The sequence below is a fragment of the Cobetia sp. genome, from assembly GCF_983723665.1.
This window is the reverse complement of sequence record NZ_CFDJES010000113.1, coordinates 1-2,054: the sequence shown is the minus strand read 5'-3', so window position 1 is coordinate 2,054 and position 2,054 is coordinate 1. Positions and strand designations below refer to the sequence as shown.

The 2,054-nt window shown below is 65.0% G+C and carries 2 protein-coding genes; one reads left to right on the top strand and one right to left on the bottom strand.

Going from position 1 to position 2,054, the window contains the following annotated elements:
- The first annotated feature begins 105 nt into the window (after positions 1-105).
- A complete protein-coding gene (locus AC4FAH_RS11175) occupies positions 106-1,311 on the top strand; it encodes a GAK system CofD-like protein (protein WP_107334613.1) in 1,206 nt (401 codons plus the stop codon).
- 112 nt (positions 1,312-1,423) lie between these two features.
- Here the strand turns inward: AC4FAH_RS11175 and AC4FAH_RS11170 are convergent.
- On the bottom strand, positions 1,424-2,054 hold a 631-nt coding region (locus tag AC4FAH_RS11170; protein ID WP_490246039.1), incomplete at its 5' end, for a chromate transporter.

The following is a 2,054-nucleotide window of genomic DNA, read 5'->3' as shown; positions in this document are numbered from 1 at the left end:
TCGAGAGTCCCTGCGCTGGAATTGAGAGAAAGTGCATAATAGGCGACGCTGGGCGTAAAAAAAGGCACTCTATGCCAAAAATGCAAGCATAAAGGAAGCCATGCAATGGCCAAGGTCAGGGTCAGTCGGACCGCACGTGTACCCGATCCCATGCGCGTCAGGCGCTATCTGAAAGCCCCCGAAGTCGGCCCACGCGTGCTGTTCTTCAGTGGCGGTACCGCGCTGACCGGGGTCTCACGCACCTTGACCCGCTATACCCACCACAGCATCCATCTGGTGACGCCGTTCGACTCCGGTGGCAGCTCGGCCAAACTGCGCGACGCCTTCTCGATGCCCGCCATCGGCGATCTGCGTTCACGCCTGATGGCGCTGGCCGATGACAGCGTCCTGGGCCATCCCGACATCTATCGCCTGTTTACCCACCGCCTGCCACGTGAAGCGCGCCCGGAGATGTTACATGCCACGCTGCGCGAGCTGGCGGCCGGACGTCATCCGTTGACCATGGCGGTCGCGGAACCGATGCGCACCCTGATCTGCCATCAGCTGGGCTTTCTCATCGACGCCATGCCGGAAGGCTTCGATCTGCGCGGCGCCAGCATCGGCAATCTGATCATTGCCGGTGGCTATCTGAACCATCACCAGCAGCTGGATCAGATCATCTTCCTGTTCTCCAAGCTGGTGCACGTGCGCGGCACGGTGCGCGCCGTGGTCAATGCCGATTGTCATCTGGCGGTGACGCTGGAAGATGGCCGCGAGATCATCGGTCAGCATCGCATCACCGGCAAGGAAGTCGCGCCCCTCGACTCGCCCATCGCGCGCATGCGTCTGGCCGCGGCAGAGGGCGACCACCATGTGCCCGTGGTGCCGGAGCTGCACGCCAACAATCGCCAGTTGATCGAGTCGGCCGAGCTGATCTGCTTCCCTCCCGGCAGCTTCTACTCCAGCGTGCTCGCCAATCTGCTGCCCAAGGGCGTCGGGCGCGCGGTGCTGGCCAACCCCTGCCCCAAGGTCTACATCCCCAACTGCTGCCCGGACCCGGAACAGACCGGCAAGCGCATGGATGAGCTGGTCAGCGTGTTGCTCGACACTCTGTGTGCCGACCTCACCGGCCGCATGGAAGACTGCCCCACCGAGAACCTGCTAAACATCGTGCTCCTCGACAGCCAGCGCGGTGACTACCCGGGCGGCCCCTGCATCGAGGCGCTCGAGCGCATGGGCATCACCGTGATCGACACCCGCCTGATCAGCGAGCAGAGCGCGCCCTACTACGACAACGAGCTGCTGGTCACCGCGCTGCTGTCGCTGGTGTGACACCAGCCGCTCGGCCTGAAGTTGCTCGGCATGAGTTGCTCTGCAGAAAAAGAACGCCCCCGCCTGCCAACAGCAGACGGGGGCGTTCTTTTATCAGATACGACGTCGGGACTTAGATCACGCCACGCACCGCGCCGAGGATCACCATCCCCAGCACCAGCTTCCAGGGTGCCAGCGAGAAACGCGTCAGAGCGATGAAGGCGGCCAGCGCGATCACCAGGTCCGTGCGGCTCAGCACGCTGGTGGTCCATAGCGGGTCATAGAGCGCCATGCCCAGCACGCCCACCACGGTCGCATTGGCGCCGGCGAGCGCAGCGTGCGCCCCGGCGCGGGCGCGCAGACGCCCCCACAAAGGCGCCACACCGATCAGCAGCAGAATCCCCGGCAGGAAGATGCTCAATAGCGCAATGACGGCACCGAACAGTGCCGAACCTCCGCCCACCTGCGCCATGCCGGCCCCCAGCCAGGCGGCAAAGGTGAACAGCGGCCCCGGCATCGCCTGGGCGGTGCCATAGCCGGTGAGAAAGGTATCGGCCGCGATCTGGCCCGTCTCGACGGTGGAGGCCTCCAGCAGCGGCAGCACCACGTGCCCGCCCCCGAACACCAGCGCCCCGGCACGATAGAAGATATCGACCAGACTACCCGAGGCCACCAGGGGCAGGCCGATCAACAACACGAAGAACGCGACCAGGCAGTAGCGCGCCAGGCGCGTCGAGACCGGCAGTGACAGCCCCGCTGCCTGG

What these genes read in the sequence shown, in the direction of transcription:
- AC4FAH_RS11175 (WP_107334613.1), top strand. Translation starts at nt 106, where the DNA reads ATGGCCAAGGTCAGGGTCAGTCGGACCGCACGTGTACCCGATCCCATG.